Origin of the sequence: Streptomyces sp. NPDC051219, from assembly GCF_040682335.1 — a bacterium.
Classification (GTDB): Bacteria; Actinomycetota; Actinomycetes; order Streptomycetales; family Streptomycetaceae; genus Streptomyces.
Genome location: NZ_JBFBAS010000008.1, coordinates 80466 through 106408, shown reverse-complemented (window position 1 = coordinate 106408; position 25943 = coordinate 80466). Strand labels below are relative to the sequence as shown.

Here is a 25943-nt window from a genome sequence, read left to right as displayed (position 1 = left end):
GGCCGGAAGCCCCCGTCCCGCGCGCGGTGCGGGTACACGAAGGGGCCCGGGGAGCACGAACTCCCCGGGCCCCTTCGAACGTCCGGAACCTGCCGGCCGTGATCAGCCGAGGCGCTTGACCGCCGCCGCCACGCGCTCGTCGGTGGCCGTGAAGGCGACCCGCACAAAACGCTCCCCGGCCTCGCCGTAGAAGTCGCCCGGCGCGACCAGGATGCCGAGCTCCGCCAGGTAGGCCACCGTCTGCCAGCACGGCTCGTCCCGCGTCGCCCACAGGTACAGGCTCGCCTCGCTGTGCTCGATCCGGAAGCCGTGCGCCTCCAGGGCGGTGCGCAGGGCGGTGCGGCGAGCGGCGTACCGGGTCCGCTGCTCCGCGACATGCGCGTCGTCGCCGAGCGCCGCGACCGTGGCCGCCTGTACCGGGCCGGGCGTCATCATCCCGCCGTGCTTGCGGATGAGGAGGAGTTCGCGCAGCACCGCGGCGTCGCCCGCCAGGAACGCCGCGCGGTAGCCGGCCAGGTTGGAGCGCTTGGAGAGCGAGTGGACGGCGACGAGCCCGTCGTAGGAACCACCGCAGACGTCCGGATGCAGTACGGAGACGGGCTCGGCCTCCCAGCCGAGCTCCAGGTAGCACTCGTCGCTGAAGACGAGGACGCCGTGCTCGCGCGCCCAGGCCACGACACGGGTCAGCTCGTCCTTGCCGAGGACCCGGCCGGTCGGGTTCGACGGCGAGTTGAGCCAGAGCAGCTTCAGGCCCGCCGGGTCCAGCTCGGTCGGATCGTCGTACACGACGGGCTCGGCGCCGGCCAGTCGCGCGCCGACCTCGTACGTCGGGTAGGCGAGCCGGGGGTAGGCGACCCTGTCGCCCGCCCCCAGGCCGAGCTGCGTCGGCAGCCAGGCCACCAGCTCCTTCGAGCCGACCACTGGCAGGACGTTGGCATGCTCGACGGAGAGGGCCCCCAGTCGCCGCTCCACCCAGCCGGTGAGCGCGTCACGCAGCTCCGTGGTCCCCCACACCGTCGGATAGCCCGGCGAGTCGGCGGCTGCGACGAGTGCCCGCTGGATCAGCTCGGGCACCGGGTCGACGGGCGTGCCGACGGACAGGTCCACGATGCCGTCCGGATGGGCGGCGGCCGTCGCCTTGTAGGGCTCGAGCTTGTCCCACGGGAAAACGGGCAGGCGGGAGGAGACTGCGGACAAGGTGCTTCCCTTTTTCGTACGTACGTGAGCAAACACCACGGTCCCGTACGGCGGAAGGTGCCGTACGGGACCGAGGACGCGCAATCAGCCGTTCTGCGGCGGCAGCGCGGCGATGAAGGGGTGGTCACGCTCGATCAGACCGAGCTTGGAAGCACCACCGGGCGAGCCGAGCTCGTCGAAGAACTCGACGTTCGCCTTGTAGTAGTCCTTCCACTCTTCAGGAGTGTCGTCCTCGTAGAAGATCGCCTCGACCGGGCAGACCGGCTCACAGGCTCCACAGTCGACGCATTCGTCCGGGTGGATGTACAAGGACCGCAGGCCCTCGTAGATGCAGTCGACCGGGCACTCCTCGATGCACGCCTTGTCCTTGACGTCGACACAAGGCTGCGCGATGACGTATGTCACGCTGTCGTTCCTCCTCGGTAGGGCGCGGCGGGCCGATCTGCGGCTCCGTCCACGTGGCGCGCGGGAGCGCGGCGTCGTCGATGCCCGCCCCTAGTATCTCCGTTCCCGGGCACGATCCGAACAGGAGGGGCTGACAGAGCTGTGGAAATCACTGCCGGTGGACGGCTTGAGGTGCGTATCACCCATGCTGACGTGGGCAAACGCGTATCGGTGCGGTGCTTGACCGGTGATCGGAAGGCAGCGGAGAAGTTCACCGACACGGTTGGTGTTCTCACATCATGGAACGCGGGTGTGCTGCTGATCACCCTCCGGACGGGTGAGACCGTCCCTATCGCGGAATCCGCGCTGGTCGCGGGCAAAGTGGTGCCCGCCGCGCCGGCCCGACGACGGGGTCCCGCGGCGAGCTTCGAGGAGCTCGCGCCGGTGGCAGCCCGCGCCTGGCCGCCCGTCGAGAGCGAAAGGCTCGGCGACTGGCTGCTGCGGGCCGCGTCCGGCTTCACCCGTCGGGCGAACTCGGTGCTGCCGCTCGGCGACCCGGGACTGCCGCTCGACGAGGCGCTGGCGCACGTGACCCGGTGGTACGGCGCACGGGGACTCCCGGCGTACATCCAGACGGCCACCGGGGCGGAAGGCACTCAGGAGCGGCTCTGTGCGGAGCTGGAGCAACGCGGCTGGATGCGCGAGGTCTCGGCCGAGCTGAGGATCGCCGCTCTCGCCCCGATCGGCGACCTCGACGCTGACGCTTCCGGGGTCCGGCTCCTGCGGGTCGCCGACGACGCCTGGCTCGCGCGGTACCAGCGAGCCAGGGACCACGGCGCGTCGGACATGAAGGCAGCCGGCCGTAAGGTGATCGCCAATGGTCCCTCGGTGTGGTTCGCGAGCGTGCCGCGCGGTACCGGCGAGTCGTCGGCCGCCATCGGCCGCTGCGTCGTCGACGGCCGCTGGGCGGGATTCATGGCTGTGGAGGTGGCCCCCGAGTACCGGCGGCAGGGGCTGGCCTCTGCCGTGATGGCCGCCCTCGCCCGGCGGGCCCTGGAGGAGGGCGCTTCCGCGTCGTGGCTCCAGGTCGAGTCGGACAACGCCGGTGCGCGAGCCCTGTACGACGGCATGGGCTTCGCCACGCACCACCACTACCACCACTTCCGGTCCCCGTAGACCGGGTCGCCTGGACGGGTACAGAGTTCGTATGCACGAGGAATCCGGCGGCCGACGGGATCAGTTCGCGGCCGAGGCCCGCGCCGAGCGGCCCGACCTCGCGCTGCTGTGCCTGCTGGTGGCTGCGGAGGCCGATCCCGCGCTCGGCGAGCGTGGGATCGACGAGGCCCAGATCGAACTGGACCGGCTCACAGGGCTGCTTCCCTTCGCCCCCGGCGCCCCGCGGGCCTGGGCCGCGGCGCTCGCCGAGCTGCTGGGCGTGCGCTGTGGCTTCCGGGGCTCCCCGGCCGACTACCAGCGGCTGGAGTCGTCGCTCCTCCACGAGGTGCTGCGGCGCCGTCGCGGTCTGCCGATCCTGCTGTCGGTCGTATGGATGGAGGTGGCCCGCCGGGCGGGCGCCCCGGTGTACGGGGTCGCCCTGCCCGGGCATTTCGTGATCGGCTTCGGCGACCCGGCGGCATCGGACCAGGTGCTGGCCGACCCGTTCGCCGGGGGCCGGCTGCTGACGGACGCGGACACGGACCTGCTGGTCGCCGGCGCGACTGGCGCCCCGCTGGACCCGGCGATGCTGGTCCCGGCCGAACCGCTGGAGATCCTGCTGCGGATCCTGAACAACATCCGGGCCTGGGCGGCGACCCGTCCGGAACGCTCCGACGTACAACTGTGGGCAGTGGACCTGGCGCTACTGCTTCCCGCGCATCCGGCCAGGCTGCGCTACGACCGCGCCCAGCTTCTCGTCCAGCGCGGCGAGTTCCTGACCGGTGCGGCGGAGCTCGACGCGTACGCGGAGGTGGTGGCCGCGGTGGACCCGGCCACGGCGGAAACCGTCCGCGGCCGGGCCCGGGCGGCCCGGGCGAGGCTGAACTGACCTCCGGGCCGATCCGAACGAGAGACCCTAGTCGGCGTTCGTCTCGATCACGCCGGTGCGTTCCGCGGGCGTCTTGCCGCGCAGGACCTTGCCCAGCACGCCGGCGACGTCCTGCGGAGTGACGGCGGTCTTGTCGCCGTTGCCACGCTGGATGAGGACCCCGTCGAAGACACTCCCGTACAGCTTCTTCAGCTCTTCGAGGTTGTAGGTCTCGACGAGCTTGCCGTCGACGGCCTTCATCCCGAGGAACTTCGGCAGCGACTTGGTCGGGCCGAACTGGATGGAGTTCCCGCCCGCCGACACCGTGACCAGCCCGGACATCGCGGGCTGCGCGAAGTCACGCATCGCCCGGTCGAGCTCGGCCTTGCCGATCGTCGGCTCCTTGGTGCTGACGGGCAGTTCGACCGGGCCGGACCTGCCGGTCGCGACCTGAGCGCGGTACGCGTCCTTCACCGAGATCATCGAGCGGCTGACGTCCAGCGACTGGCCCGACTTGCCCGGTACGGCGACGGCTTTGCCCGGCTCGAACCTGATCGTGCCCTCGGCGGCGGATCCGGAGACGCCGGCCAGGTCGGTCAGGGCGACCTCCAGCTTCTCGGCGTCGACCGGGATCACCGGTTGGGCGACGCGCTCGCCACCGAAGAGCGAGCTGATCACCGAGACCGGGTTGTAGTCGCTGCCCGCGGCGGCCCTTACGGTCTCCTGGCTGTCCAGCGAGAGCCCGGCCTTGTCCGGCTTGAGTTCCACCTGGTCGCCGCCGACCGTCAGTTGCATCGAAGCGGTGGCGCGCTTGCCGAACGCGGCGTCGAGCTTGCCGACCGCCTCCTCCTTCGTGCCTCCGCCGATGTCGACGCCGAGCACCGTGGTGCCCTTGGGGACTTCGGAGTGATTGAGCAGCAGGCCCGCGCCGTACGCGATGCCGAGCAGCCCGAAGGCGCCGACTCCGGCGAGCACCAGCTTGGACCGGCCCTTCTTCACCGGTGCGGACGCACGCGGCTCGGGGGCCGGCGCCGGGGCCGGAGCGAGGTCGGACCGCGCTCCGGTCGGCGGCCCGTCGAGCGGTGCCAGGTCGGGACGCGGGCCGCCGGTGTGAGTCGGCGGAGCGAACGGCGAGTGATGGGACGGCGGTACCGCGGGGATGCCGCTGGTCAGCGTGTCACCGGAGACATGGCCGTGGTCGGGCGGCGTGGGCGCGGGCCGCTGCGGGGTGAGTACGGCGGTGTCGTCGCTCATCCGCGGCGGGCCGGCCGGGACGTCGCCGCCCTGGCGGAAGGCGGGCGGGAGCAGCGGCATGTCGCCCGTGGCGGGTCCGGCGGTCGGCCCGGCGGGACCGGCGGCGGCACCGGGCGGCCGGAGACCCGGCCGCGGTGCGCCCGGCGGCGGCGCGAAGCCGCTGCCCGCGGGGCGCGGGGCGGTCCCCGCTCCCGGCGGCCCGGCTTGCCGGTTCTGCGCAGCCTGGCCGTTCTGGCCGGTCGGGCCACCCTGGCCGCCCTGCTGGGCGGCGTCCGAGAAGTAGGGAAGGTCGGGACGGGCAGCGCCACTGCCCCCTGGCGCAGCGGGAGCCTGCGCGCCCGCCGGTCCGGCCGGGGCATGCGCGCCCGCCGCTCCGGCCTGTCCCGCAACGTTCGTACGGGAGGCCGGGGCGGGGACGGTTGGCCCGGGCGCCGACTTCCGGGGGGCGAACCAGGCGCTCGCCCTCTCCTCGGGCTGCGGCTCCTCTGCCGGAGCTTCCTCCTGCTGAGGGGCCGCGGGCTCCGCTCCGGCCTCGGGCAGCTTGGTACTACCAGTGCGCTCACCGGCCCTGCCCGCCGCCGTCGCGTCCGAGTCCGCCATGGGCGTCCGCATCACCACGGGCGGGATCGGCCGCGAACCCGGGATGTTGATCCGGATCCGGGTGGTCAGCGTGGTCTCGGTCTTCTTCTCCTCGGGCTGCGGCTGAGCGGGCGCTTCGGCTCTCTCTTCCGGCGCGTCCGGTCCCGACGGGTGCAGCGACGGATACTGGCGGGTTCCGTACGGCGGCGTACCCGAGGGGTAGGCGGCTCCACCGCGCCCCTGGGGCCCGGAGGACGAACTGTCAGTTTCACGACTCAAGGCAGGTTCTCCCGGTTGGCTCCGCCGCCCGTCTTTGTCCGTGCGCGGGCAGCTCGGCGGCGCGCACCACCATACTGGCCGCTGCCGACACGCACCGGGCGACCGTCGGAAGGAGGCTTCCGACAGCCGTGCGGGCGTGCTGTTTTCGACAGCTGAAGTGGCACGTCACTTGCCAAGTCGGGCGTCCGGAACCGGTGGTTCCGAAAGACGCTGCAGGGTGGCGCACATCACAGCGGCGACGATTCCGCCCAGCAGGAAGGCATACGTACCCAGCCCTGCGGCAAAGATGAAGTCGCCCTCCGGACGCGTGGCCGAGAGCAGCAGAAACGACAGCATCCAGCCCGCGGCGCCCGCCAGCACCCCTGCGGGGCCGCCCGCGGCACGCCGCCCCGCGTAGAAGAAGGCGGTGGTCGCCAGCAGGACGAGCAGCAACCCGCCGGGAAACCAGGCTCCCTGGACGAGTGCCCCCGCCACGCCGACCGCCACTCCGATCATCACAAGCAGCAGATACAGCGCGATTCGGGCAGGGTTGAAGGCGGATGCCGACGAGGCGGGCGGCGTCACCGGACCACTCCGGCGAACAGATCGCTCTCACGCTCGCCGGCCGGGGCGCCGGGACGGCCGACGGCCAACTCGTAGTACTCGGCGGCGAAGAGTGGCTGCCCCAGGTCGTTCGAGAGCGCGAAGAACGGGCCGTCCACCGCGATCTGGGTGGCGTGGGCGCGCATCGCGGCCGCCTTGGCCTCCGCGTACGCCGCGCCGTCGATCTCCGCGGTGATCTGCTCGTCGTCCACCACGCCGGGCACATCGTCCGCCGAGGCGATCCCGGGGAAGGGAATGTCCTTGCCCGCCGCGCGCAGCCGGGCGAAGCCGGCCTCGACGACCGAACGCGGCACCCTGTTCCAGTAGGTCTTCGCGATCGTGTGCGGTGCGCCGAGGTCCCGGCGGTAGGCCGGCTCGGCGGCCAGCTCCGCGGCACGCATGGCCACGCGATGGGCCTGGATGTGGTCGGGGTGCCCGTAGCCGCCGTTCGGGTCGTACGTCACGAGCACCTGGGGCCGGCGTCTGCGGATCACGTCGACGAGGTACGCCGCCGCCTCGTCCACGTCCGCGTTCCAGAAGGCGCCTTCGCGGTGGTTCTGCGGAACGCCCATCATTCCGGAGTCACGGAAGCGGCCGGGGCCGCCGAGGAAGGAGTGGTCGGTGACGCCCAGCTCCTCCATCGCGGCGGCCAGTTCACCGATGCGGTGGGCGCCCAGGGTGTCGTCGCGGTCGGCGGCCAGCTGCGCGAGGTCGGGCGGGATGACCTCGCCCTCCTCGCCCAGGGTGCAGGTCACCAGGGTGACCTGGGCGCCCTCGTTCGCGTACTTGGCCATCGTGGCGCCGTTGTTGATCGACTCGTCGTCGGGGTGCGCGTGCACCAGAAGCAGACGACGGGCGGGAAGGTCCGTCATGCGGGACAGCCTACGAGCATGCGGCTAGAACTTGATGCCCCCGATCATCCCGGCGACGTTCGTGGTCAGTTCGCTGATGGTGGGCGCCACGGAGGAGCTGGCGAGATAGAACCCCAGCAGCATGCAGACCAGCGCGTGTCCGGCCTTCAGCCCGGCTTTCCGGACCAGCAGGAAGACGACGATCGCCAGCAGCACCACCGCCGAAATCGAGAGTGCCACGGCGGTTCACCTCCATATCCGGACGGCCTTCAGGGCAGCGTTCATGGGCAGGTTCATGGGCAGCCTGCATGTGCCAGGAGGTTCTTACCCACCTTGCGCTACGGATCATAACTATCCGTACCAACGCATTGTTCGGTGCACGGCAGCACGAGGGGCGCATGGCTCCGGGACAGCCCGCGGGAGAGCCCATAGGGTCGGATCATGACCTCCGGAGAGCTCTCGTTTCCCCGCCAGTACGCCAGGACTCAGCGGTTCACCCTGGGCGCCCCACGCGCGTTCACTGTCTCGCCGGACAGCGAGCGGGTCGTCTTCCTGCGCTCCGCCTCCGGTACCGATCGGGCGAATCTGCTCTGGGTGCTCGATCTCGCGGACGGCGGGCGGGAGCGCGTGGCCGCCGATCCCGCGGTACTGCTGGGCGGCGCGGACGAACAGCTGTCCGCCGAGGAGCGGGCCCGGCGCGAGCGCAGCCGCGAGGGATCCGCGGGCATCGTCGGCTATGCGGTGGACGAGGCGGCGGAGTTGGCGGCGTTCGCGCTGTCCGGACGGCTGTTCACCGCCGAACTCCGGGCAGGCACCGCGCGTGCACTGCCCGTGCCCGGCCCGGTCATCGACCCGCGCCCGTCACCGGACGGCCGGTACGTCGCGTACGTGGCGAAGGGCGCGCTGCGGGTGACCGCGGCGGAGTCCGGCGACAGCGGCGCCGGAGCCGGTGCCGGCGGGGCCGACCGAGCGCTCGCCGAGCCGGAGAGCGCCACCGTCTCGTACGGTCTTGCGGAGTTCATCGCCGCTGAGGAGATGGGCCGTTCGCGGGGGTTCTGGTGGTCGCCGGAGTCCGACCGTCTGCTGGTGTCCCGGGTCGACGACGCCGCCGTACAGCGCTGGTGGATCTCGAACCCGGCGTTCCCGGAGCGGGCGCCGGAGCAGGTCGCCTATCCCGCGGCGGGTACCGCCAACGCGGAGGTGCGGCTGTTCCTGTTCGGGCTGGAGGGCAGCCGTACGGAGGTGGTGTGGGACCGGGCCCGTCACCCCTACCTCGCGCGCGTGCACTGGTCGGCCGCGGGCGCGCCACTGCTGCTGGTGCAGTCCCGCGACCAGCGCAGCCAGCGCTATCTGGCGGTGGACACGGAGACCGGCGCGACGCGGCTGGTACACGCCGACGAGGATCCGGCATGGCTGGAGCTGAGTTCCGGGGTGCCCGCGTGGGCGCCGGACGGCCGGCTCGTCCGGATCGCCGACGAGGGCGGGGCGCGGGTGCTCGCGGTGGGCGACCGGCCGCTGACCGGGCCGCAGCTGCATGTGCGGGCGGTCCTGGACATCGGGGCCTCGGACGTGCTCGTCTCGGCGTCGGCGGGCGAGCGGGCAGAGGCACCGGAGACCGGTGAGATCCATGTGTACCGGGTCAACGAGCTCGGTATCGAGCGTGTGTCCGTCGCGGCCGGGGTCCATACGGCGGTGCGCTCCGGGCCGGTGACCGTTCTGGCGTCGGCGTCAACAGCGCACAGCGGCGCGGTCGTTCAGGTGCTGCGCGAGGGCAGGCAGGTCGCGGTCGTCGCCTCGTACGCGGAAGAACCGGCACTGCGGGCAGGTGTGAAGCTCACTGAGGGGGGCGCACGGCGGATTCCGTGCGCCGTGCTGCTCCCCACGCAGTACACGGACGCGGACGGACTACTGCCGGTACTGCTGGACCCGTACGGAGGACCGCACGGCCAGCGGGTCGTCGCCGCGCACAACCCGCATCTCACCTCCCAGTGGTTCGCCGACCAGGGTTTCGCGGTGGTCGTGGCCGACGGGCGGGGTTCTCCGGGCCGCTCGCCCGCCTGGGAGAAGGCGATCAAGGACAACTTCACGCTGAGCCTCGACGACCAGATCGAGGCACTCCACGGCCTCGCCGGCCACTTCCCGCTGGACCTCGACAGGGTCGCGATCCGCGGCTGGTCGTACGGCGGCTATCTGGCCGCGCTCGCCGTACTGCGCCGTCCGGACGTCTTCCACGCCGCGGTCGCGGGCGCCCCGGTCACCGACTGGCGGCTGTACGACACTCACTACACCGAGCGGTATCTCGGCGAACCGGGCGAGCGGCCCGAGGTGTACGACGCGAGCTCGCTGCTCGCCGGGGACGGCCGGCTCTCCGCTGCGGCGGACGCGACCCGACCGCTGATGATCATCCATGGTCTGGCCGATGACAATGTGGTGATGGCCCACACACTGCGGCTCTCCTCGGCCCTGCTCGCCTCGGGCCGCCCCCATGAGGTGCTTCCGCTGACGGGTGTCACCCATATGACACCGCAGGAAGAAGTCGCCGAGAACCTGCTCCTGCTCCAAGTGGACTTCCTCAAGCGGTCACTGGCGCACTGACCCGCCACCGGACCCCGAGGGCCGGGCGACCGGCCGGGACACATGGTGTGCCCCGGCCGGCCTACGGCACCCGCACGGCCGTACGCTGTCCAGACTGACGCGTTCGTATATCGGAGCTGCGACAGCCGAGTTGCCTGCGTGTTAACGAAGTTGATGGGCATTTATAGGTCTATGTCGTCACACAGAAAGCGCTGTCAAGCACGACGTCACGTCGATCTGCACAACCTTCGCTCAAGATGTCACCCAGCGGGGCGTCTTCCCCTGCCGGGCTCTTGACTGGCGTAGACCTCCATTGCCACAGTCCGCTCATCCCGCGGCATTCACGGAGGCCGGCGGCGGGCTCCGGGAACCGTGATCTTCGGGGGCGCGAGTAGCGATGACGAGTCCGTCTCAGGCCGCAGCACAGGGAGTCGACGCCACCTCCGCTGTTCCTGACACCTCGTCGGGTCCGGTCGGCAAGTATTCCGAGCAGCTCGCCGGGAGGTCCCCCGGGCAGCTGGCCTGGCTCCGTTTCAGGCGCGACCGTACCGGCGTGATCTCCGCGTACGTCGTGCTGTTCTTCTTCCTCGTGGCGGCCCTGGCACCGTTGATCGGCTGGCTGTACGGAAAGGATCCGTACACGACCTACGGCCTGGACCGCCCGGAGCTGCTGGATCCGGTCACCAGCTACCCGATGAAGCCGAACGGCGGTATCGACGGCGAGTTCTGGTTCGGCATCGAGCCCAAACTCGGCCGCGACGTCCTGATGCAGCTGGTGTACGGAATCCGCACCTCGCTGCTGATCGGCCTGGCCGCCACGGTGCTGTCGACGCTCACCGGAATCATCATCGGTGTGACGGCCGGCTATCTGGGCGGCCGTACCGACTACTTCCTGGGCCGCTTCATCGACCTGCTGCTCTCCTTCCCGCAGCAGCTCTTCTTCGTCGCCTTCATGCCGGTGGTCACCGCTCTCTTCGTAAGCCCGCAGAAGGAGACGCCGACCTACTTCCGGGTCACGGCGCTGGTCATGGTGCTGTGGCTGCTCGGCTGGATGACCCTGGCCCGGCTGCTGCGGGCCCAGGTTCTCGGCCTCCGGGAACGGGAGTTCATCGAAGCCGCCAAGGTCACCGGCGCACCGCCGTGGCGGATCATCAGAAAGGAGCTGCTGCCCAACCTCACCACCCCGATCCTCGTGCAGTCCACGCTGATGCTGCCGAACTTCGTGACGCTGGAGGCCGGTCTGTCCTTCCTCGGCGTCGGTCTGGTGGAGCCGACCCCCGACTGGGGGCGGATGTTCGCGAACGGCGCCGACTTCTACGAGGGCGACATCACGTACATGTTCTTCCCCGGCATCGCCATGGTGATCTTCGTGGTCGCCTTCAACCTGCTCGGGGACTCGGTCCGGGACGCCATCGACCCGAAGACCAGACGTTGACGCAGGGCCAGAAGTGTTCCGTCCGACGAGGCAGGTGCATTCACAACCATGACGTCCAACATTCTGCGCAGAGTACGGATTTCCGTGATTGCCGTGGCCGGGGGTGCGCTCGCGCTCTCCGCGTGCAGCAGTGGCGGCGGTGGCGACGGCAAGGACGAACAGAGCAAGGAGCCGAAGCTCGAGCAGCAGTCGATCACCATCGGGACCGCGGCCGACTCCACCGGCCCCGCACCCGACCTGGCCGGCGCCAAGCCGGGGGGCACGGTCAGTGTCCTGCAGCGCGACGCCTTCGAGCACCTCGACCCGGGCCAGATCTATGTCAGCGATGAGCTGATCATGCAGACGCTCTACAACCGCACGCTCACCACCTACAAGGTCGACGACAAGACCGGGAAGGTGACGCTGGTCGGCGACCTCGCCACGGACACCGGCAAGCCGTCCGACGGCGGCAGGACCTGGACGTACACCCTGAAGGACGGCCTGAAGTTCGAGGACGGCACGCCGATCACCTCGAAGGACGTCCGGCACGGGATCGAGCGTCTGTACGCGAAGTACCAGACCAACGGCCCGACCTACCTCCAGCAATGGCTGTCCGGGGCCGGCCAGGAGTACCGCAAGGCACTGCCCGACGGCCCGTACGGCGGAAAGCACCTGCCGGACAGCGTGCTCGCGACGCCGGACGACAAGACGATCGTGCTGAAGTTCGGCCAGCCGCGCGCCGAGGTGCCGTTCGCGGTCGCCATGCCGAACATCACGGCTGTACCGGCGGCCAAGGACACCAAGGAGAAGTACGACAAGGCCCCGCTCGCCTCCGGCCCGTACAAGGTGCAGAACTTCAAGCCGGGCAAGAGCGTCGAGTTCGTCAAGAACGAGAACTGGGACCCCAGGACGGACGCTGTGCGCCATCAGTACGTCGACAGTTTCCAGGTGTCGTTCGGGCACCAGTGGGTCGACTCCACCCGCCGCCTCCTCGCCGACAAGGGCGCGGACAGGACCGGCATGACCTGGACCAACGCCGTCGACCCGTCACAGATCTCCACGGTCCTGGCGAACAAGGGGGCGACGCCGCGCACGTTCACCAGGACCCAGCCGTACGTCGACGTCGTCAGCTTCAACATGGACCGGATCAAGGACAAGCGGATCCGTGAGGCGCTGGCCTGGGCCTGGCCGTCCGGGCAGGTCCTCCAGCAGTACGGCGGTCCGAAGGCCGGTGAGGTCGCCGGATCGCTGGTCGGCCCGACGCTCAAGGGTTACAAGGACTTCGACCCCTTCGGGAAGAAGAAGTACCCGGCGGGCAATCCGGAGAAGGCGAAGGCGCTGCTGAAGGAGGCGGGCGCGGAAGGCAGGACGATCGTCTACGCGTACGCCAACACCGGGCCCGCGCAGAACGCCGCGGTGGTCGTGGAACGGGCGCTGGAGAAGGCCGGCTTCCAGGTGGAGAAGAAGGAGATCGACTCCTCCACGTACTACACGCAGATCGGCAAGGTGAAGAACCTGTTCGACGCCTACCGCTCCTCGTGGGGTGCCGACTGGCCATCCGCGTCGACGGTCGTTCCGCCGCTGTACGACGGCAAGAACGTCTACGACGACTCGGCGAACTACTCGCACCTGAACTCGAAGACCGTCAACGCCGAGATCGCGCGCGTGGAGAAGATCGGCGACATCGACCAGGCAGGCGACGAGTGGGTGAAGGTCTCCGAGAAGATCCTCACCGACGAGGTGCCGCAGGTGCCCCTCTTCTTCAACCGGCTGTACACGCTCTGGGGCTCCGGCCTCGGCGGTGTGAAGTGGCACGAGCCGTACGGCGCAGTGGACCCGACCGCGGTCTTTGTGAAGTAGCGCGCCGGAAAAACCCAGCAGGTCCCCGCCCGGCCCTCTCGAGCCGGGCCGGGCGGGGGCCCCTCCCGGAAGACCGCGGACCCATGCTGAGATTCCTCACCCGCCGAACTCTCGGCGCCCTCGTGATCCTGCTGGTGATCAGCGCGGTCACCTTCTTCCTCTTCTTCGCGCTGCCCGCCGAACCCGCGCGGCTCGCCTGCGGAAAGAACTGCGACCCCGCGGCGCTCAGAATCATCAATGAGAACCTCGGCCTCGACCGGCCGGTGCCGGTGCAGTACTGGAACTTCATGGTGGGGATCTTCGCGGGCCGGGACTTCGCCGTCGGGCACTGCGACGCACCGTGCTTCGGCTACTCCTTCGTCAGCCAGGAGCCGGTCTGGGCCACGATCGTCGACCGCTTCCCGACCACCCTCTCGCTCGCGATCGGCGGCGCGGCCGTCTTTCTGACCGTCGGCGTCGGTATCGGCCTGCTCGCCGCCGCCCGCCGCGGCACCTGGCTCGACAAGCTCTTCAGCTCACTCTCGCTGCTCGGCTCGTCGATGCAGATCTACTTCGTCGGTGTGCTCTGTCTCGCCCTCTTCGTCAGCAATCTCGGGATCATGGACCAGCCCGCCTACCACTCCTTCACCGAGAATCCGGGCAAGTGGTTCGCGGGCATGCTGCTCCCCTGGCTCGTCCTCTCCATGATCTTCATCGCCAACTACAGCCGTCTGACCCGCTCCCTGATGGTCGAGCAGCTTCAGGAGGAGCACGTCAGGGCGGCGCAGGCCAAGGGCATGGCCCGCCGTACGGTCTTCTTCCGCTACGCGATGCGCGGCGCGGTCGCCCCGGTCATCACCATCTTCGGCATGGACCTGGGATCGCTCTTCGGCGGCGCCATGATCACCGAGTACACGTTCACGCTGCACGGCATCGGCCGCCTCGCCGTCGAATCCGTACAGCTCACCGACCTGCCGATGCTGATGGGCGTGATGTTGGTCAGCGCCACGGCGATCGTCTTCTTCAACATCGTCGTGGACGCCGTGTATGCCCTGCTCGACCCGCGCGTGCGTCTGGCTTAGGAGTACGGGAGTGACCATCCTGACCAAGACCGAGAGCGCCCCGCCCGCACCCGGCGGCGGCGCCTTTCTCTCCGTCCGCGACCTGTACGTCCATTTCTCGACGGAGGACGGCACGGTCAAAGCCGTCGACGGGCTCTCCTTCGACGTGGAGCGCGGCCGTACGCTGGGCATCGTCGGAGAATCCGGCTCCGGAAAGTCCGTGACCAGCCTCTCCGTGCTGGGGCTGCACGACCCGCACAGCACGCGGACCCGCGGCGAGATCGTCCTCGACGGCCAGGAGATGACCGGGGCGGACGAGCGGACGCTCGGCCGGCTGCGCGGCAACAAGGTCGCCATGATCTTCCAGGACGCGCTGACGGCGCTCTCGCCGTACTACACGATCGGCCGGCAGATCTCCGAGCCGTACCGCAAGCACACCGGGGCTTCGAAGAAGGAGGCCTGGTCGCGGGCGGTGCAGATGCTGGAGAAAGTCGGCATTCCGCAGCCGAAGCTGCGGGCGCACGACTACCCGCACCAGTTCAGCGGGGGTATGCGGCAGCGCGCGATGATCGCGATGGCCCTGGTCTGCAATCCGGAACTGCTGATCGCTGACGAGCCGACCACCGCGCTCGACGTCACCGTGCAGGCGCAGATCCTCGACCTGCTGCGAGATCTGCAGCAGGAGTACGGCTCGGCGATCATCCTCATCACCCACGACCTGGGCGTGGTCGCCAACACGGCGGACGACCTGCTGGTGATGTACGCCGGCCGGGCGGTCGAGCGCGGTGCGGTGCGTGAGGTGCTGAGCGCGCCGCAGCACCCGTACACCTGGGGCCTGCTGACCTCCATGCCGCGGCTGGCCTCGGACACGAGCGAACCCCTCACCCCGATCCCGGGCACGCCGCCGAGCCTGCTCGCACCACCACCCGGCTGCCCGTTCCATCCGCGCTGCGGCCTGGTCGCGGACGTCGGCGGGACGCGCTGTGCGGACGAGCGCCCGGAGATCTCCGAGGGGCGGGGATCCGCCTGCCACCTCACACCCGACCAGAAGCGCACGCTCTTCATCGAGCAGATCAAGCCCCGTCTGGGCCAGGGAGATTGACACCATGAACAACGACGTCACCCTCCCCGCCCCGCGCGACGAAGTCCCCCACGACGGGGCCGCTGCGGGTCCCGGCGAGGTCCTGCTCATTGCCACCGGTCTGACGAAGCACTTCCCGATTCTGGCGGGCTTTCCCTTCAAGCGGCGGGTCGGCGCGGTGCAGGCGGTCGACGGAGTCGACCTGACCGTACGGGCGGGCGAAAGCTTCGGCCTGGTCGGGGAGTCGGGGTGCGGCAAGTCGACAACGGGTCGGCTGCTGACCCGGCTGCTGGAACCGACCTCCGGACGGATCACGTACCGAGGACAGGACATCACCCACGCGAGCCGCAAGCAGCTCGCGCCCGTCCGCTCCGAGATCCAGATGATCTTCCAGGACCCTTACTCGTCGCTCAACCCCCGGCAGACGGTCGGCAAGATCATCGCGGGCCCGATGGAAATCAACGGCATCAATCCGCCGGGCGGCCACGAGCAGCGCGTCCGCGAGCTCCTCGACATCGTCGGCCTCAACCCGGAGCACTTCAACCGCTTCCCGCACGAGTTCTCCGGCGGCCAGCGCCAGCGCATCGGTGTGGCCAGAGCCCTGGCCCTGCAACCCAGACTCATCGTCGCCGACGAGCCGGTCTCGGCGCTGGACGTCTCCATCCAGGCGCAGGTCGTCAACCTCCTCCAGCGGCTCCAGCGGGAGATGGGCATCGCCTTCCTCTTCATCGCCCACGACCTCGCGGTGGTACGGCACTTCTCGCAGCGGGTCGCGGTGATGTACCTCGGCAAGGTGGTGGAGACCGGCGACCGCACCTCGATCTACACCCGCCCCCGCCACCCGTACACCCACGCCCTGCTCTCGGCGGTCCCGGAGGCAACGCCGGGTGGGGAGTCCGCACCGCACGAACGCATCCGCCTGGCCGGCGACGTCCCGTCCCCGGTCCACCCGCCTTCGGGCTGCCGCTTCCGTACCCGGTGCTGGAAGGCGCAGGACGAGTGCGCGGCGGAAGAACCGCCGCTGGTACGGATCGAGGGCAACGCGGAGGGGCATCTGACGGCGTGCCACTTCCCGGAGGAACCGACGACGGCGGCCCGGGGGAAGGACGTGATCCTGGACCCGGCCCTACGGGGCCTGGAGGGCGAGGAGTAGACGGCGTCACCCGCGTGCCCGGGGCCGGTCGCGGCAGACGCGCCGCCCGAGAGTCCCTCCCAGCATCTTCCCGGCAGTCCGACCAGTCGGTACGTTGCATGCCAGCCGAACCGCGCTGAGGCGACGACGGAGGGACTCCCATGACACAGCCCGTGCCGCAGATCGAAGGCCACTGCGACGAACGCTTCTCTGCCGTGCGTGATGCGTTCGAGGCGAACTTCCGTGAGCGCGCCGAACTGGGTGCGGCGGTGTGCGTGCAGGTCGGCGGCGAGACCGTGGTCGACCTGTGGGGCGGCTGGGCCGACGCTGCGCGCAGCCGGGCGTGGGAGCGGGAGACCCTGGTCAACGTGTGGTCGACAACGAAGGGTGCGACCGCACTGTGCGCGCATCTGCTCGCCGACCGCGGGCTGCTCGATCTGGACGCGCCGGTTGCCACGTACTGGCCGGAGTTCGCGGCGGCCGGCAAGGACTCCATCCCCGTACGCCACCTCCTTTCCCACCGGGCAGGCCTGGCGGGACTGCGCGAGGCGCACACGCTCGCCGACCTCTACGACTGGGAACTGACCACCGCACGGCTGGCGGCGACCGAGCCGTGGTGGGAGCCGGGCACGCGGTCCGGCTACCACGCCATGACGTACGGCTTCCTGGTGGGCGAGGTGATCCGGCGGATCACGGGCCTGCCTCCCGGCGAGTTCCTGCACCAGGAGGTCACCGGGCCGCTCGGCATCGACTTCACCATCGGCCTGCCGGAGAAGGAAGCCGGACGCGCGGCCGAGCTCGTACACCCGCCGGTCGCGGAGGCGAGCGAACAGGCCGCGATCTTCACCCAGTTGCAGCCTGCGGCGATCGCGGCCCTGGCCAACCCCCTGGTCGGCGCCGCCGAGGCCAACAGCCCGGAGTGGCGGGCGGCCCAGATCCCGGCCGCCAACGGCCACGGGACGGCCCGGGCGGTCGCCGAGCTGTACGGCGTCTTCGCCCAGCGGGGCACGGCCGGCGGCCGGCGGCTCCTCTCCCCGGAGGCCGCCGAACAGGCTCGCGAGGGTCAAGGCGCATGCCGGGACCTGGTCCTGGGCGCGGGCTTCGCCCACGAGACGGAGGTTGCCCTGGGCCTCTGGCTCAGCGGCCCGAACGCCTCCTACGGCCCCAACCCCAGGGCCTTCGGCCACGACGGCTTCGGCGGCTCATGCGGCCTGGCGGACCCGGAGGCGAGAGTCGGCATGGGGTACGTGATGAACCGCATGGGCCCGCACATCGCGGACGACCCGCGCAAGATGGCCCTGGTCGATGCGGTGTACAGCGCGCTCTAACTTGTCGGTGTGGCCGCACTCGGAGCACTGCTGCGAGGTGTAGGCCGGATCGACGAAGACCACGGGCACGTCGGCCCGCTTGGCCTTATAGACGATGAAGTCTCCGAGCTGGGCGAAGGCCCAGGAGTGGAGTGTGACCCGTTGGGGCTTGCGGAGCCGTACCCTCTGCCGGATTCCAGCAACGCCACAAACTCCGGCCACGCGCGTTTCTCGGCATCGGTCGGATCGGTGGGGGCCGGCGCAGCGCCCGCCGACTCCACCACATCCGCCAGACGTATGCCGTCCCCGTTCGAAATCACGCGAGAAGGATCACACGCACCGGTTCACGATCGCAACGACAGTTCGCTCAGGGCGACTTCGCCGTCGGATCAGTGACTTCCGGACCCGGGTTCTGCGGGCCCCGTTCACCCGGCCCCGGCCCCGGCCCCAACTCCCCCGGCACCACATGTTTCTCCTCCGCGAAGTGGCACGCAGAGTCGTGGTGTGCCGGGCCCTGCGTCAGGCGGAACACCGCCGGCACCGCCAGCAGCGGTACCTCCAGCGCGCAGCGCTCCTGGGCCTTCCAGCAGCGCGTACGGAAGCGGCAGCCCGAAGGGATGTTCGCCGGGGACGGGACGTCGCCCGTGAGGATGATCCGTTCGCGGTGTTCCCGGGCGGCCGGGTCCGGGACCGGCACGGCCGAGAGCAGGGCCTGGGTGTACGGATGGGTCGGGTGCTCGTAGATCTGCTCGTCCGTGCCCATCTCGATGATGCGGCCGAGGTACATCACGCCCACCCGGTCGGAGATGTGCCGGACGATCGACAGGTCGTGGGCGATGAAGACGTACGAGAGGTCGAAGTCGTTCTGCAGCCGGTCGAGCAGGTTGATCACCTGGGCCTGGACAGAGACGTCGAGGGCGGACACCGGCTCGTCCGCCACGATGATCTCCGGCCGGAGGGCCAGCCCCCGCGCGATGCCGATGCGCTGGCGCTGGCCGCCGGAGAACTGGTGCGGATACCGGTTGATGTACTCCGGGTTGAGGCCGACCACGTCCAGCAGGTCCTGGACCTTCCGTCGCCGGTCGCCCTTCGGGGCCACCTCCGGATGGATCTCGTACGGCTCGCCGATGATGTCGCCCACCGTCATACGGGGGTTCAGCGAGGTGTAGGGGTCCTGGAACACCATCTGGATGTTCCGCCTGACCGCCTTCAGGGCGCGCCCGGACAGCTTGGTGACGTCCTCGCCCCTGTACCTGATGGCTCCTGCCGTCGGCCGTTCCAGGTTGACCAGCATCTTCGCGACCGTCGACTTGCCGCAGCCCGACTCACCGACGATGCCGAGCGTTTCGCCCCGGCCCAGATCGAAGTCGACCCCGTCGACCGCCTTGACCGCGCCGATCTGCTTCTTGAAGAGAATCCCTTGAGTGAGCGGGAAGTGTTTGACCAGGCCGCGCACTTCGAGAATCGCCTCAGCCATGGAGGCACTCCTTCCAGAAGTGGCACGCGCTCCGCCGCTCTTCCGACACGACGTACAGCGGAGGAACGTCCGTCCGGCACATGTCCTGCGCCATCGGACAGCGCGGATTGAAGGCGCAGCCGGGCGGGATGTTCATCAGGTTGGGCGGCAGGCCCTTGATCGCGTACAGCTCCTGGCCCTTCTGGTCCAGGCGCGGGATCGAGTCGAGCAGACCCCGGGTGTACGGGTGGGCAGGAGCCTTGTAGATCTCGTGCACCGGGGCGGTCTCCACGATCCGGCCCGCGTACATGACCGCGATCTTGTCCGCGACGTCGGCGACGACGCCCAGGTCGTGCGTGATCAGGATCAGACCCATGTTGAGTTCGCGCTGGAGTTCCGCGAGGAGATCCATGACCTGCGCCTGGACGGTCACGTCGAGCGCGGTGGTGGGCTCGTCCGCGATGATCAGGGCCGGCTCCAGGGCGAGCGCCATGGCGATCATGATGCGCTGTCGCATGCCACCGGAGAACTGGTGCGGATAGTCCCCGACCCGCTCCTTCGCCGCCGGGATGCGCACCCGGTCCATCAGCTCGATCGCCTTGGCCCGGGCGTCCTTGCGGGACAGTCCCTGGTGGACGGTGAACATCTCGCCGAGCTGCGCGCCGACGCTGAGTACCGGGTTCAGCGACGACAGGGCGTCCTGGAAGATCATCGCCATGCCGACGCCCCGGATCCTGCGCCGTTCTTCCTCTCGGAGGGTCAGCAGGTCGCGGCCCCGGAACAGGATTTCACCGCCGGTGATCCGGCCGGGCGGCATGTCGAGGATGCCCATGACCGCCTGCGCCGTGACGGACTTGCCGGAGCCGGACTCCCCCAGCACGGCGAGCGTCTCGCCCTCGTGCACGGAGTAGTTGACCCCGTTGACGGCCTTGGCGACACCGTCACGGGTACGGAACTCCACGTGGAGGTCGCGTACTTCGAGCAGACTGCTGCCCCTGCCGCCGGCCGTACCGTTCACCGGGACCTCACCTCAGCTTCGGGTCGAGGGCGTCGCGCACGGCGTCGCCGAGCATGATGAACGCGAGGACGGTGATCGCGAGCGCGCCCGCCGGCCAGAGCAGCATGTGCGGGGCGTTGCGGATGTACGCCGACGCCGAGGAGATGTCGATGCCCCAGGAGACGGCCGGCGGCTTCAGTCCGACACCGAGGTACGACAGGGTGGCCTCCAGCGAGATGTACGTACCGAGGGCGATGGTCGCGACGACGATGACCGGGGCCACCGCGTTGGGCGCGATGTGCCGCAGCAGCAGTCGGGAGTTGCCGGCGCCCAGCGCCCGCGCCGCCTGCACGTAGTCGTTCTGCTTGGCGGTGATGACGGAGCCGCGGCCGATACGGGCGATCTGCGGCCAGCCGAGCAGCACGATGAAGCCGATGACCGGCCAGACCGTGGTGCTGGTGATGACGGAGAGGAAGACCAGGCCGCCGAGGACGACCGGGATCCCGAAGAAGACGTCGGTGATGCGGGACAGTACGGAGTCCCACCAGCCGCCGAAGAAGCCGGCCAGCCCGCCGAGCACACTGCCGAGCAGTGCGACGCCGGCAGTGGCGCAGACGCCCACGGTCACCGAAGCCCGGGCGCCGTAGACCGTACGCGTGTAGACGTCGCAGCCCTGGCCGTTGAAGCCGAAGGGGTGGCCGGGCTGGGAGCCCTCCTGGGCCTTGCTGAGGTCGCACTGCAGCGGATTGCCGTCGGCGATCAGGGAGGGCCAGATCGAGATGATCACCAGGAAGACGATGATCAGGCCGGAGACGATGAAGACGGGGTTGCGGCGCAGGTCACGCCAGGCGTCCGACCAGAGGCTCCGCGCCCTTTCTCCGGCCCCGGAGGCCCCGGACGGTCCGCCGACCGGCCCGCCGTCCGCCAAGTCGCCCGCCACGCCTTCCGGCCCGCCGTCGGGCCCGGGGCGCCTCTCCAGCGTCTCGGCCTCGGAGGTGGCCAGGTCCATCGCGCCGCCCATGCCCGTGGGTGCGATCGCTCCGTCGTCGAATCGGTCGGGGGGCTGCTCAGGCATACCGGATCCTCGGGTCGAGAACGGCGTACAAGAGGTCGACGACCAGGTTGGCCACCAGGAAGACCAGCACGAGTACGGTCACGAAGCCGACCACCGTCTGCGAGCTCTGCCGCAGGATGCCCTGGTAGAGCTGGTAGCCGACGCCGTGGATGTTGAAGATCCGCTCGGTGACGATCGCCCCGCCCATCAGCGCGCCGATGTCGGTGCCGATGAAGGTGACCACGGGGATCAGCGAGTTGCGCAGCAGGTGCCTGCTGATCACCCGGCGCCGGGGCAGGCCCTTGGCGACAGCCGTACGGACATAGTCGGCGCGGGCGTTCTCGGCGACCGAGGTGCGGGTGAGCCGGATGACGTACGCCAGGGACACCGAGGCGAGCACCAGGCCGGGGACGATCAGTTCGTCGAAGGTGGCCTCGCTGGAGACCGAGGGCTTGATGACGCCCCACTCCACACCGAGCAGCAGTTGCAGCAACAGGCCCGTGACGAAGGTGGGGATCGAGATGACGACGAGGGTCAGGAGCAGTACGCCGGTGTCCACCGGGCGGCCGCGCCGCAGGCCCGTCACCACGCCCAGGCAGATGCCGATGACGATCTCGAAAGCGATCGCGACGACGGTGAGCCGGATGGTGACCGGGAACGAGTCGGCCATCAGCTCGGTGACCTTCTGACCGTTGAACGCGGTGCCGAAGTCGCCGGTGAACACGTTCCCCATGTAGGTCAGGTACTGCTGCCACACGGGCTTGTCGAGGCCGAATTCCTTGCGGAGCTGAGCTGCGGTCGCGGGGTCGCACTGCCTGTCGCCGCAGAGGCCCGCGATGGGATCGCCCATCACGTTCACCATCAGGAAGATCAGCAGGGTGGCGCCGAAGAAGACCGGGATCATCTGCAGCAGCCGCCGGATCACATAACGTCCCATCAGACCTTCTCGAAGGGGCTCGAAGGCGCGGAGCGCCGTGGTTCAGTCGGTGCCCTGCCCACGGGCAGCGGTCGGGGCTTGGCCGTCCCGAGTGTCCTCGGACCTGGGGTTCCGAGGGGTCGTTGAAGAGCTGCGGCCCGGCGCCGGGGATGGCGCCGGCCGTCCGGTTTCCGCCGTCCCACCTCCGCCGTCAGTTGACCTTGATCTCGTTGTACACAGGGACGCTGAACTGATCGAGGGCCACGTTCGAGAGCCGCTCCGTGTAGCCGGCGCTGCCGTTCTGGTACCAGAGCGGGATGGCGCCCATGTCCTCGGCGAGGACCCTCTCCGCGTCCTGGAACTTGACGACCGCCTTGGCGGTGTCGGTCTCGGCATTGGCCTCGTTGATGAGCTTGTCGAATTCCGGGTTGCTCCACTTGCCGTCGTTGGACGAGGCGTTGGTGTAGTAGAGCGGCTGCAGGAAGTTCTGGATGAGCGGGTAGTCCATCTGCCAGCCGGCCCGGAACGGGCCCGCCATCTTGCGCTGCGTGATCTGGTTGCGGTAGTCGGCGAACGTCCCGACCGGGTTGCCCACGCAGGCGCGGTCGTTGCCGAGCGCGTTGTTGATGCTGTTGCAGACCGCGTCGACCCACTCCCTGTGGGAGCCGGTGTCCGCGTTGAACGTGATCGTCAGGCGGCCGCCGGGGATGCCGCCGCCCTCCGCGATCAGCTTCTTCGCCTCGGCCGCGTTGTAGTCGCACGCGTCACCGCACAGGCCCTCCTTGAAGCCGCCGTCCGCGCCGAGAACCGGGGACGTCCAGTCGCTCGCCGGGGTGCGGGTCTTCTGGAAGATCGTGTCGGTGATCTGCTCCCGGTTGATCGCCATGGACAGTCCCCTGCGGACCTTCTCGACGCCCGGCTTCTTCCACGCCGGGTTGTAGTAGGGGAAGGCGAGCGTCTGGATGATGCCGGCCGGGGTGTTGATGTAACGGTCGCCGAGATCGGCCTGCACGTTCTTGAGCTGCGCGGCCGGCACGTCGTCGACGAGGTCGAGGTTTCCGGCCGTCAGGTCGGTGTAGGCGGTGTTGTTGTCGGTGTAGACCTTGAGGTCCACCCCGGCGTTCTGCGCCTTGTCGTCGCCCGGGTACCCCTCCCACTTGCGCAGGCTCATCCGGGAGCCCTTGGTGTAGGACTGAACGGCGTACGGGCCATTGCCGATCGGCTTGGAGAGCCAGGCCTCGTGGTCGTCGAAGAAGGCCCTGGGCAGCGGCGCGAAGGCGGGGTAGCCGAGGGTGTCGGGCCACGTGGAGAACTTCTGCGTCAGCTTGACCGTGAAGGTCTTGTCGTCGATCGCCTTGAGACCGGAGAGCGTCTCGGCGGTGGGCTCGCCGGACTCCGGGTGAACCTTGTCGTAGCCCTCGATGTAGCCGAAGAAGTAGGCGTTGCGCTGGTTGTTCTTGAGGTGGGCCCCGTAGTTCCAGGCGTCCACGAAGGACTGTGCGGTGACCTTCTCGCCGTTGCTGAAGGTCCAGCCGTCCTTCAGGGTGACGGTGAAGTTCTGCGAGTCGGTGGTCTCGATCTTCTCGGCGAGCATGTTCTTCGCCTCGCCGGTCCTGGGGTCGTACTCCTTGAGACCGCGGAAGATCATGTAGAGGACCTTGCCGCCCTGCACCTCGTTGGTGTTCGCCGGCTCCAGCGGGTTCTGCGGGTCCCCCCAGGAGGAGCTCAGTACTCCCGCGCCGCCGCTCCCACTGCCGCCGTTGCCGCCGCAGGCCGTCGCCACGAGCGAGACGGCCAGCGCGCATGCGGCCAGCTTGGCGTGCGTGGCTCGGCGCATGGAGTGCCTCCTCAGGGTCCCAAGTCTCACTTAGGCCCACATACCACCCCAAAATTGCCGAGATCGCACGTTATTGACTGCCCTACGGCGCGTCCCAGGTTTCCGGCGCGTCCAGCGTCACCTCCCAGGTGTCCACCGCGAAGTGCAGCCGCATTCCGTGCGCCTCGTAGAGCCGCAGCGCGCCCGTCTCGTTGAGCGTGTCCACGCCGAGCCCGAGGGTGTCCCGGCCCCGGGCCGCGTACACCCCGAAGGCGTGCCGCAGCAGGTATCCGCCCAGTCCCCGGCCGCGGACCTCCTTCCGTACGCCGATGTTGCGTACCCAGGCCATCGCCGCCCGGTCGTCCCTGCTCAACAGTGCGGCGACGTCGCCGCTCCCCTCCAGAGAAGCGATCCACACCAGGGACCAGTCCAGCCGCGCCGCGTCGAGGTCGTCGAGCCACTGCTCGTACGTACGGCGCTGGTGGTCGAAGTGCTCGGCAAACGTCTCCTCGAGCAGGGCGTGCGCGAGCCGTCGGTCCGCCTCGTCCGTACAGTCCCGCAGGGTGACGCCGGCGGGGGGCTCGGGCATCGCGTCCTTCGCGGAGAGCGCCCGCGCCATCACCTGGTAGCGGCGCACCCGCTGCCAGCCGCGGCGTTCGAGTACCGCGGTGTCCATCGTCGGCCGGGCGTTCAGGTTGAGGTGGACGACCGCACGCCCCGCGCCGTTGGCGGCCGCCTTGCCCCGCGCCCGGGCCTCCATCAGACCGAGCAGCCGCTCGCCCGCGGCCTGATGGTCCGGCAGGACGTAGTGGTCGGTGTCGATGCGCTCGGCGCCCGAGTCGTCCCAGAGCAGCCCGTACGCGACGAGCTTTCCGTCCTCGAACGCCAGCCAGGAGTTGCCGGCGAGGTCGGCCTCCGGGTGGGAGAGGTCGGCCTCGACGCTGTGCAGATCGGTCTCGGGCCGGCCGATCTCGATGGTGTCGATTTCGTTGAGCAGCCCGCAGATCTCCCGCGCGTCCCCCGGCCCGGCGGGCCGTACGGTCAGCATGCGTAAACCGCGACGGTCTCGTCGCCCTCGGTCCCGGCGGTTGCGGTGAAGCCCGGAGCGCCGTGGAGGCGGGCCGCGTCCGTGTCGGGGCTCTCGTACGACAGCATTCCGAAGTTCATCGGGCCACTGTCGGGCGACGACGGCATTGCTTGCAAGCCGGTTTCGCGGCGTCCGTGAAGAGACGTCACTCCAGCTCGCGGCGTGCGAGGTCGATCGCGTCGTCCGGCACGTATTCGGACAGCCCGGCACCCAGGCCCCAGTCCCGGTTCCAGTTCTTGTCGAAGTTCCAGAGGGGTTCCCTCATGTCGTCGCCGGTCCGCGCCGCCACGTCGCGCCGCAGCTGTGGCAGCAGCCCGTAGAGGCGGTCACCCGGGCACGCGGTGGCGTTGAAGTCACGGTGCCCGTAGATCTCGGAGGACGGCAGCCCGTACTGCAGGCAGACCGTCGCACACAGCTCCACCAGGGCCGCGTACTGGACGATGCGCGGCTCGACCGTGCTGTACGTGCCCTCGTTCTCGATACCGATGGCGACGGTGTTCTGCCCGACGCAGTGCGCCGAGGAGACGTGCCGTGCGCCACCCCGCAGTTCGGCCAGGCTGTGGTGCCGGCCCTCCGTCACATACGCGCCCCGGCTGACGGTGAAGTGCTGGCCGGTGTCGATCCACCCGTGGGTGTCCATGTGGTATGTCTGGATCGCCCGCGCCAGCGCGAAGGCACGGGCCTGCGAGTAGTCGGTCACGTTCGCCGTGGCCGTGTGGTGCACGATGATCCTGAGCGGCGGCGTGGAGATGACCCTGACGGGACTGCTCGGAGGTCTGGCCCCCCACGCCGAGCAGTCGAAGACGACCTGCCCGGCGTCGGCGTGCGCGCGGCCGGGCGCGGCGACCGGCACGAGCGCCGCGGCCCCGAGGGCGAGCGCACTGGTGAACATGGTCCGGCGGGTGGGCCGGGACTCTTCCTCTGTGGTCTGACGTCCGTTCAGCACGGGCCCCATTGAAGGCGGGACATCCGCGTGCAGCGTGCAGGCGCCCCGGCGAAGAGGCCGCGTAGACCGCATCGGACGACATCGCCGGACGGACGAGGGCGCCCGGGCCGACTC

At 69.7% G+C, this 25943-nt stretch carries 23 protein-coding genes and 1 pseudogene; 9 read left to right on the top strand and 15 right to left on the bottom strand.

The window, feature by feature from the left end; all coding sequences use genetic code 11:
* Positions 1-102 precede the first annotated feature (102 nt).
* Together AB0M62_RS12405 and fdxA are read right to left on the bottom strand one after the other, a co-directional pair.
* On the bottom strand, positions 103-1197 hold the full coding sequence (locus tag AB0M62_RS12405; RefSeq protein WP_366074106.1) for a bifunctional succinyldiaminopimelate transaminase/glutamate-prephenate aminotransferase: 1095 nt from the start codon (positions 1195-1197) through the stop codon (positions 103-105).
* A gap of 84 nt (positions 1198-1281) precedes the next feature.
* Positions 1282-1602, bottom strand: coding sequence for a ferredoxin (gene fdxA, locus AB0M62_RS12400; protein ID WP_366074105.1), 321 nt, complete (start codon positions 1600-1602; stop codon positions 1282-1284).
* A 141-nt stretch (positions 1603-1743) separates the two neighbouring features.
* Between fdxA and AB0M62_RS12395 the strand changes: the two genes are divergently transcribed.
* Both AB0M62_RS12395 and AB0M62_RS12390 read left to right on the top strand, forming a co-directional pair.
* Positions 1744-2757 carry a GNAT family N-acetyltransferase gene (locus tag AB0M62_RS12395; RefSeq protein WP_366074104.1) on the top strand — a complete coding sequence of 338 codons (1014 nt, stop codon included), beginning with the start codon at positions 1744-1746 and terminating at the stop codon, positions 2755-2757.
* Between the two features lie 31 nt (positions 2758-2788).
* A complete protein-coding gene (locus AB0M62_RS12390) occupies positions 2789-3625 on the top strand; it encodes a transglutaminase-like domain-containing protein (RefSeq protein WP_366074103.1) in 837 nt (278 codons plus the stop codon).
* Between the two features lie 27 nt (positions 3626-3652).
* Here AB0M62_RS12390 and AB0M62_RS12385 read toward each other — a convergent pair whose 3' ends face one another.
* The 4 genes from AB0M62_RS12385 to AB0M62_RS12370 form a co-directional block, all read right to left on the bottom strand.
* On the bottom strand, positions 3653-5716 hold the full coding sequence (locus AB0M62_RS12385; protein ID WP_366074101.1) for a hypothetical protein: 2064 nt from the start codon (positions 5714-5716) through the stop codon (positions 3653-3655).
* Between the two features lie 165 nt (positions 5717-5881).
* Positions 5882-6280, bottom strand: a complete 399-nt coding sequence (locus tag AB0M62_RS12380; protein WP_366074100.1) for a DUF6113 family protein — start codon at positions 6278-6280, stop codon at positions 5882-5884.
* Positions 6277-7170 (bottom strand): N-acetyl-1-D-myo-inositol-2-amino-2-deoxy-alpha-D-glucopyranoside deacetylase, encoded by an 894-nt coding sequence (gene mshB / locus AB0M62_RS12375; RefSeq protein WP_366074099.1) that lies wholly within the window; start codon positions 7168-7170, stop codon positions 6277-6279. Before mshB ends, AB0M62_RS12380 begins: the two co-directional genes overlap by 4 nt.
* Before the next feature lie 24 nt (positions 7171-7194).
* Positions 7195-7389 (bottom strand): hypothetical protein, encoded by a 195-nt coding sequence (locus tag AB0M62_RS12370; protein WP_254373580.1) that lies wholly within the window; start codon positions 7387-7389, stop codon positions 7195-7197.
* A gap of 201 nt (positions 7390-7590) precedes the next feature.
* Between AB0M62_RS12370 and AB0M62_RS12365 the strand changes: the two genes are divergently transcribed.
* The 7 genes from AB0M62_RS12365 (at position 7591) to AB0M62_RS12335 (ending at position 17578) form a co-directional block, all read left to right on the top strand.
* Positions 7591-9744: an alpha/beta fold hydrolase gene (locus AB0M62_RS12365; RefSeq protein WP_366074098.1), complete on the top strand. Its 2154-nt coding sequence runs from the start codon at positions 7591-7593 to the stop codon at positions 9742-9744.
* Between the two features lie 376 nt (positions 9745-10120).
* On the top strand, positions 10121-11158 hold the full coding sequence (locus AB0M62_RS12360; RefSeq protein ID WP_366074097.1) for an ABC transporter permease: 1038 nt from the start codon (positions 10121-10123) through the stop codon (positions 11156-11158).
* Between the two features lie 48 nt (positions 11159-11206).
* On the top strand, positions 11207-12997 hold the full coding sequence (locus tag AB0M62_RS12355) for an ABC transporter substrate-binding protein (protein ID WP_366074096.1): 1791 nt from the start codon (positions 11207-11209) through the stop codon (positions 12995-12997).
* Between the two features lie 83 nt (positions 12998-13080).
* Complete coding sequence (locus AB0M62_RS12350) at positions 13081-14058, top strand: ABC transporter permease (protein ID WP_366074095.1); 978 nt, start codon at positions 13081-13083, stop codon at positions 14056-14058.
* 10 nt (positions 14059-14068) lie between these two features.
* Positions 14069-15139 carry an ABC transporter ATP-binding protein gene (locus tag AB0M62_RS12345; protein WP_366074094.1) on the top strand — a complete coding sequence of 357 codons (1071 nt, stop codon included), beginning with the start codon at positions 14069-14071 and terminating at the stop codon, positions 15137-15139.
* 4 nt (positions 15140-15143) lie between these two features.
* Complete coding sequence (locus tag AB0M62_RS12340; RefSeq protein WP_366074093.1) at positions 15144-16271, top strand: oligopeptide/dipeptide ABC transporter ATP-binding protein; 1128 nt, start codon at positions 15144-15146, stop codon at positions 16269-16271.
* Positions 16272-16411: 140 nt separating this feature from the next.
* Entirely contained in the window at positions 16412-17578 is a 1167-nt protein-coding gene (locus AB0M62_RS12335) for a serine hydrolase domain-containing protein (RefSeq protein ID WP_366074092.1), read from the top strand.
* Here AB0M62_RS12335 and AB0M62_RS12330 read toward each other — a convergent pair.
* From AB0M62_RS12330 to AB0M62_RS12290, 9 genes and pseudogenes are all read right to left on the bottom strand, one after another.
* Positions 17579-17761 (bottom strand): annotated as a pseudogene (locus tag AB0M62_RS12330) (zinc ribbon domain-containing protein); the annotation flags it as partial.
* A 163-nt stretch (positions 17762-17924) separates the two neighbouring features.
* Positions 17925-19034: a dipeptide ABC transporter ATP-binding protein gene (locus AB0M62_RS12325; protein ID WP_366074091.1), complete on the bottom strand. Its 1110-nt coding sequence runs from the start codon at positions 19032-19034 to the stop codon at positions 17925-17927.
* On the bottom strand, positions 19027-19998 hold the full coding sequence (locus AB0M62_RS12320; protein ID WP_366074230.1) for an ABC transporter ATP-binding protein: 972 nt from the start codon (positions 19996-19998) through the stop codon (positions 19027-19029). Before AB0M62_RS12320 ends, AB0M62_RS12325 begins: the two co-directional genes overlap by 8 nt.
* Before the next feature lie 40 nt (positions 19999-20038).
* A complete protein-coding gene (locus AB0M62_RS12315; RefSeq protein WP_366074090.1) occupies positions 20039-21085 on the bottom strand; it encodes an ABC transporter permease in 1047 nt (348 codons plus the stop codon).
* The gene (locus AB0M62_RS12310; protein WP_366074089.1) at positions 21078-22001 is read right to left on the bottom strand and encodes an ABC transporter permease; all 924 of its coding nucleotides are present in this window, start codon (positions 21999-22001) and stop codon (positions 21078-21080) included. Before AB0M62_RS12310 ends, AB0M62_RS12315 begins: the two co-directional genes overlap by 8 nt.
* Before the next feature lie 190 nt (positions 22002-22191).
* Complete coding sequence (locus tag AB0M62_RS12305) at positions 22192-23817, bottom strand: ABC transporter substrate-binding protein (protein WP_366074088.1); 1626 nt, start codon at positions 23815-23817, stop codon at positions 22192-22194.
* Positions 23818-23899: 82 nt separating this feature from the next.
* Positions 23900-24844, bottom strand: a complete 945-nt coding sequence (locus tag AB0M62_RS12300) for a GNAT family N-acetyltransferase (protein ID WP_366074087.1) — start codon at positions 24842-24844, stop codon at positions 23900-23902.
* Entirely contained in the window at positions 24838-24963 is a 126-nt protein-coding gene (locus AB0M62_RS12295; protein ID WP_366074086.1) for a hypothetical protein, read from the bottom strand. The genes AB0M62_RS12300 and AB0M62_RS12295 overlap by 7 nt, the downstream gene beginning before the upstream one ends.
* 65 nt (positions 24964-25028) lie before the next feature.
* A complete protein-coding gene (locus tag AB0M62_RS12290) occupies positions 25029-25829 on the bottom strand; it encodes a peptidoglycan recognition family protein (RefSeq protein WP_366074085.1) in 801 nt (266 codons plus the stop codon).
* Between the last annotated feature and the right edge of the window lie 114 nt (positions 25830-25943).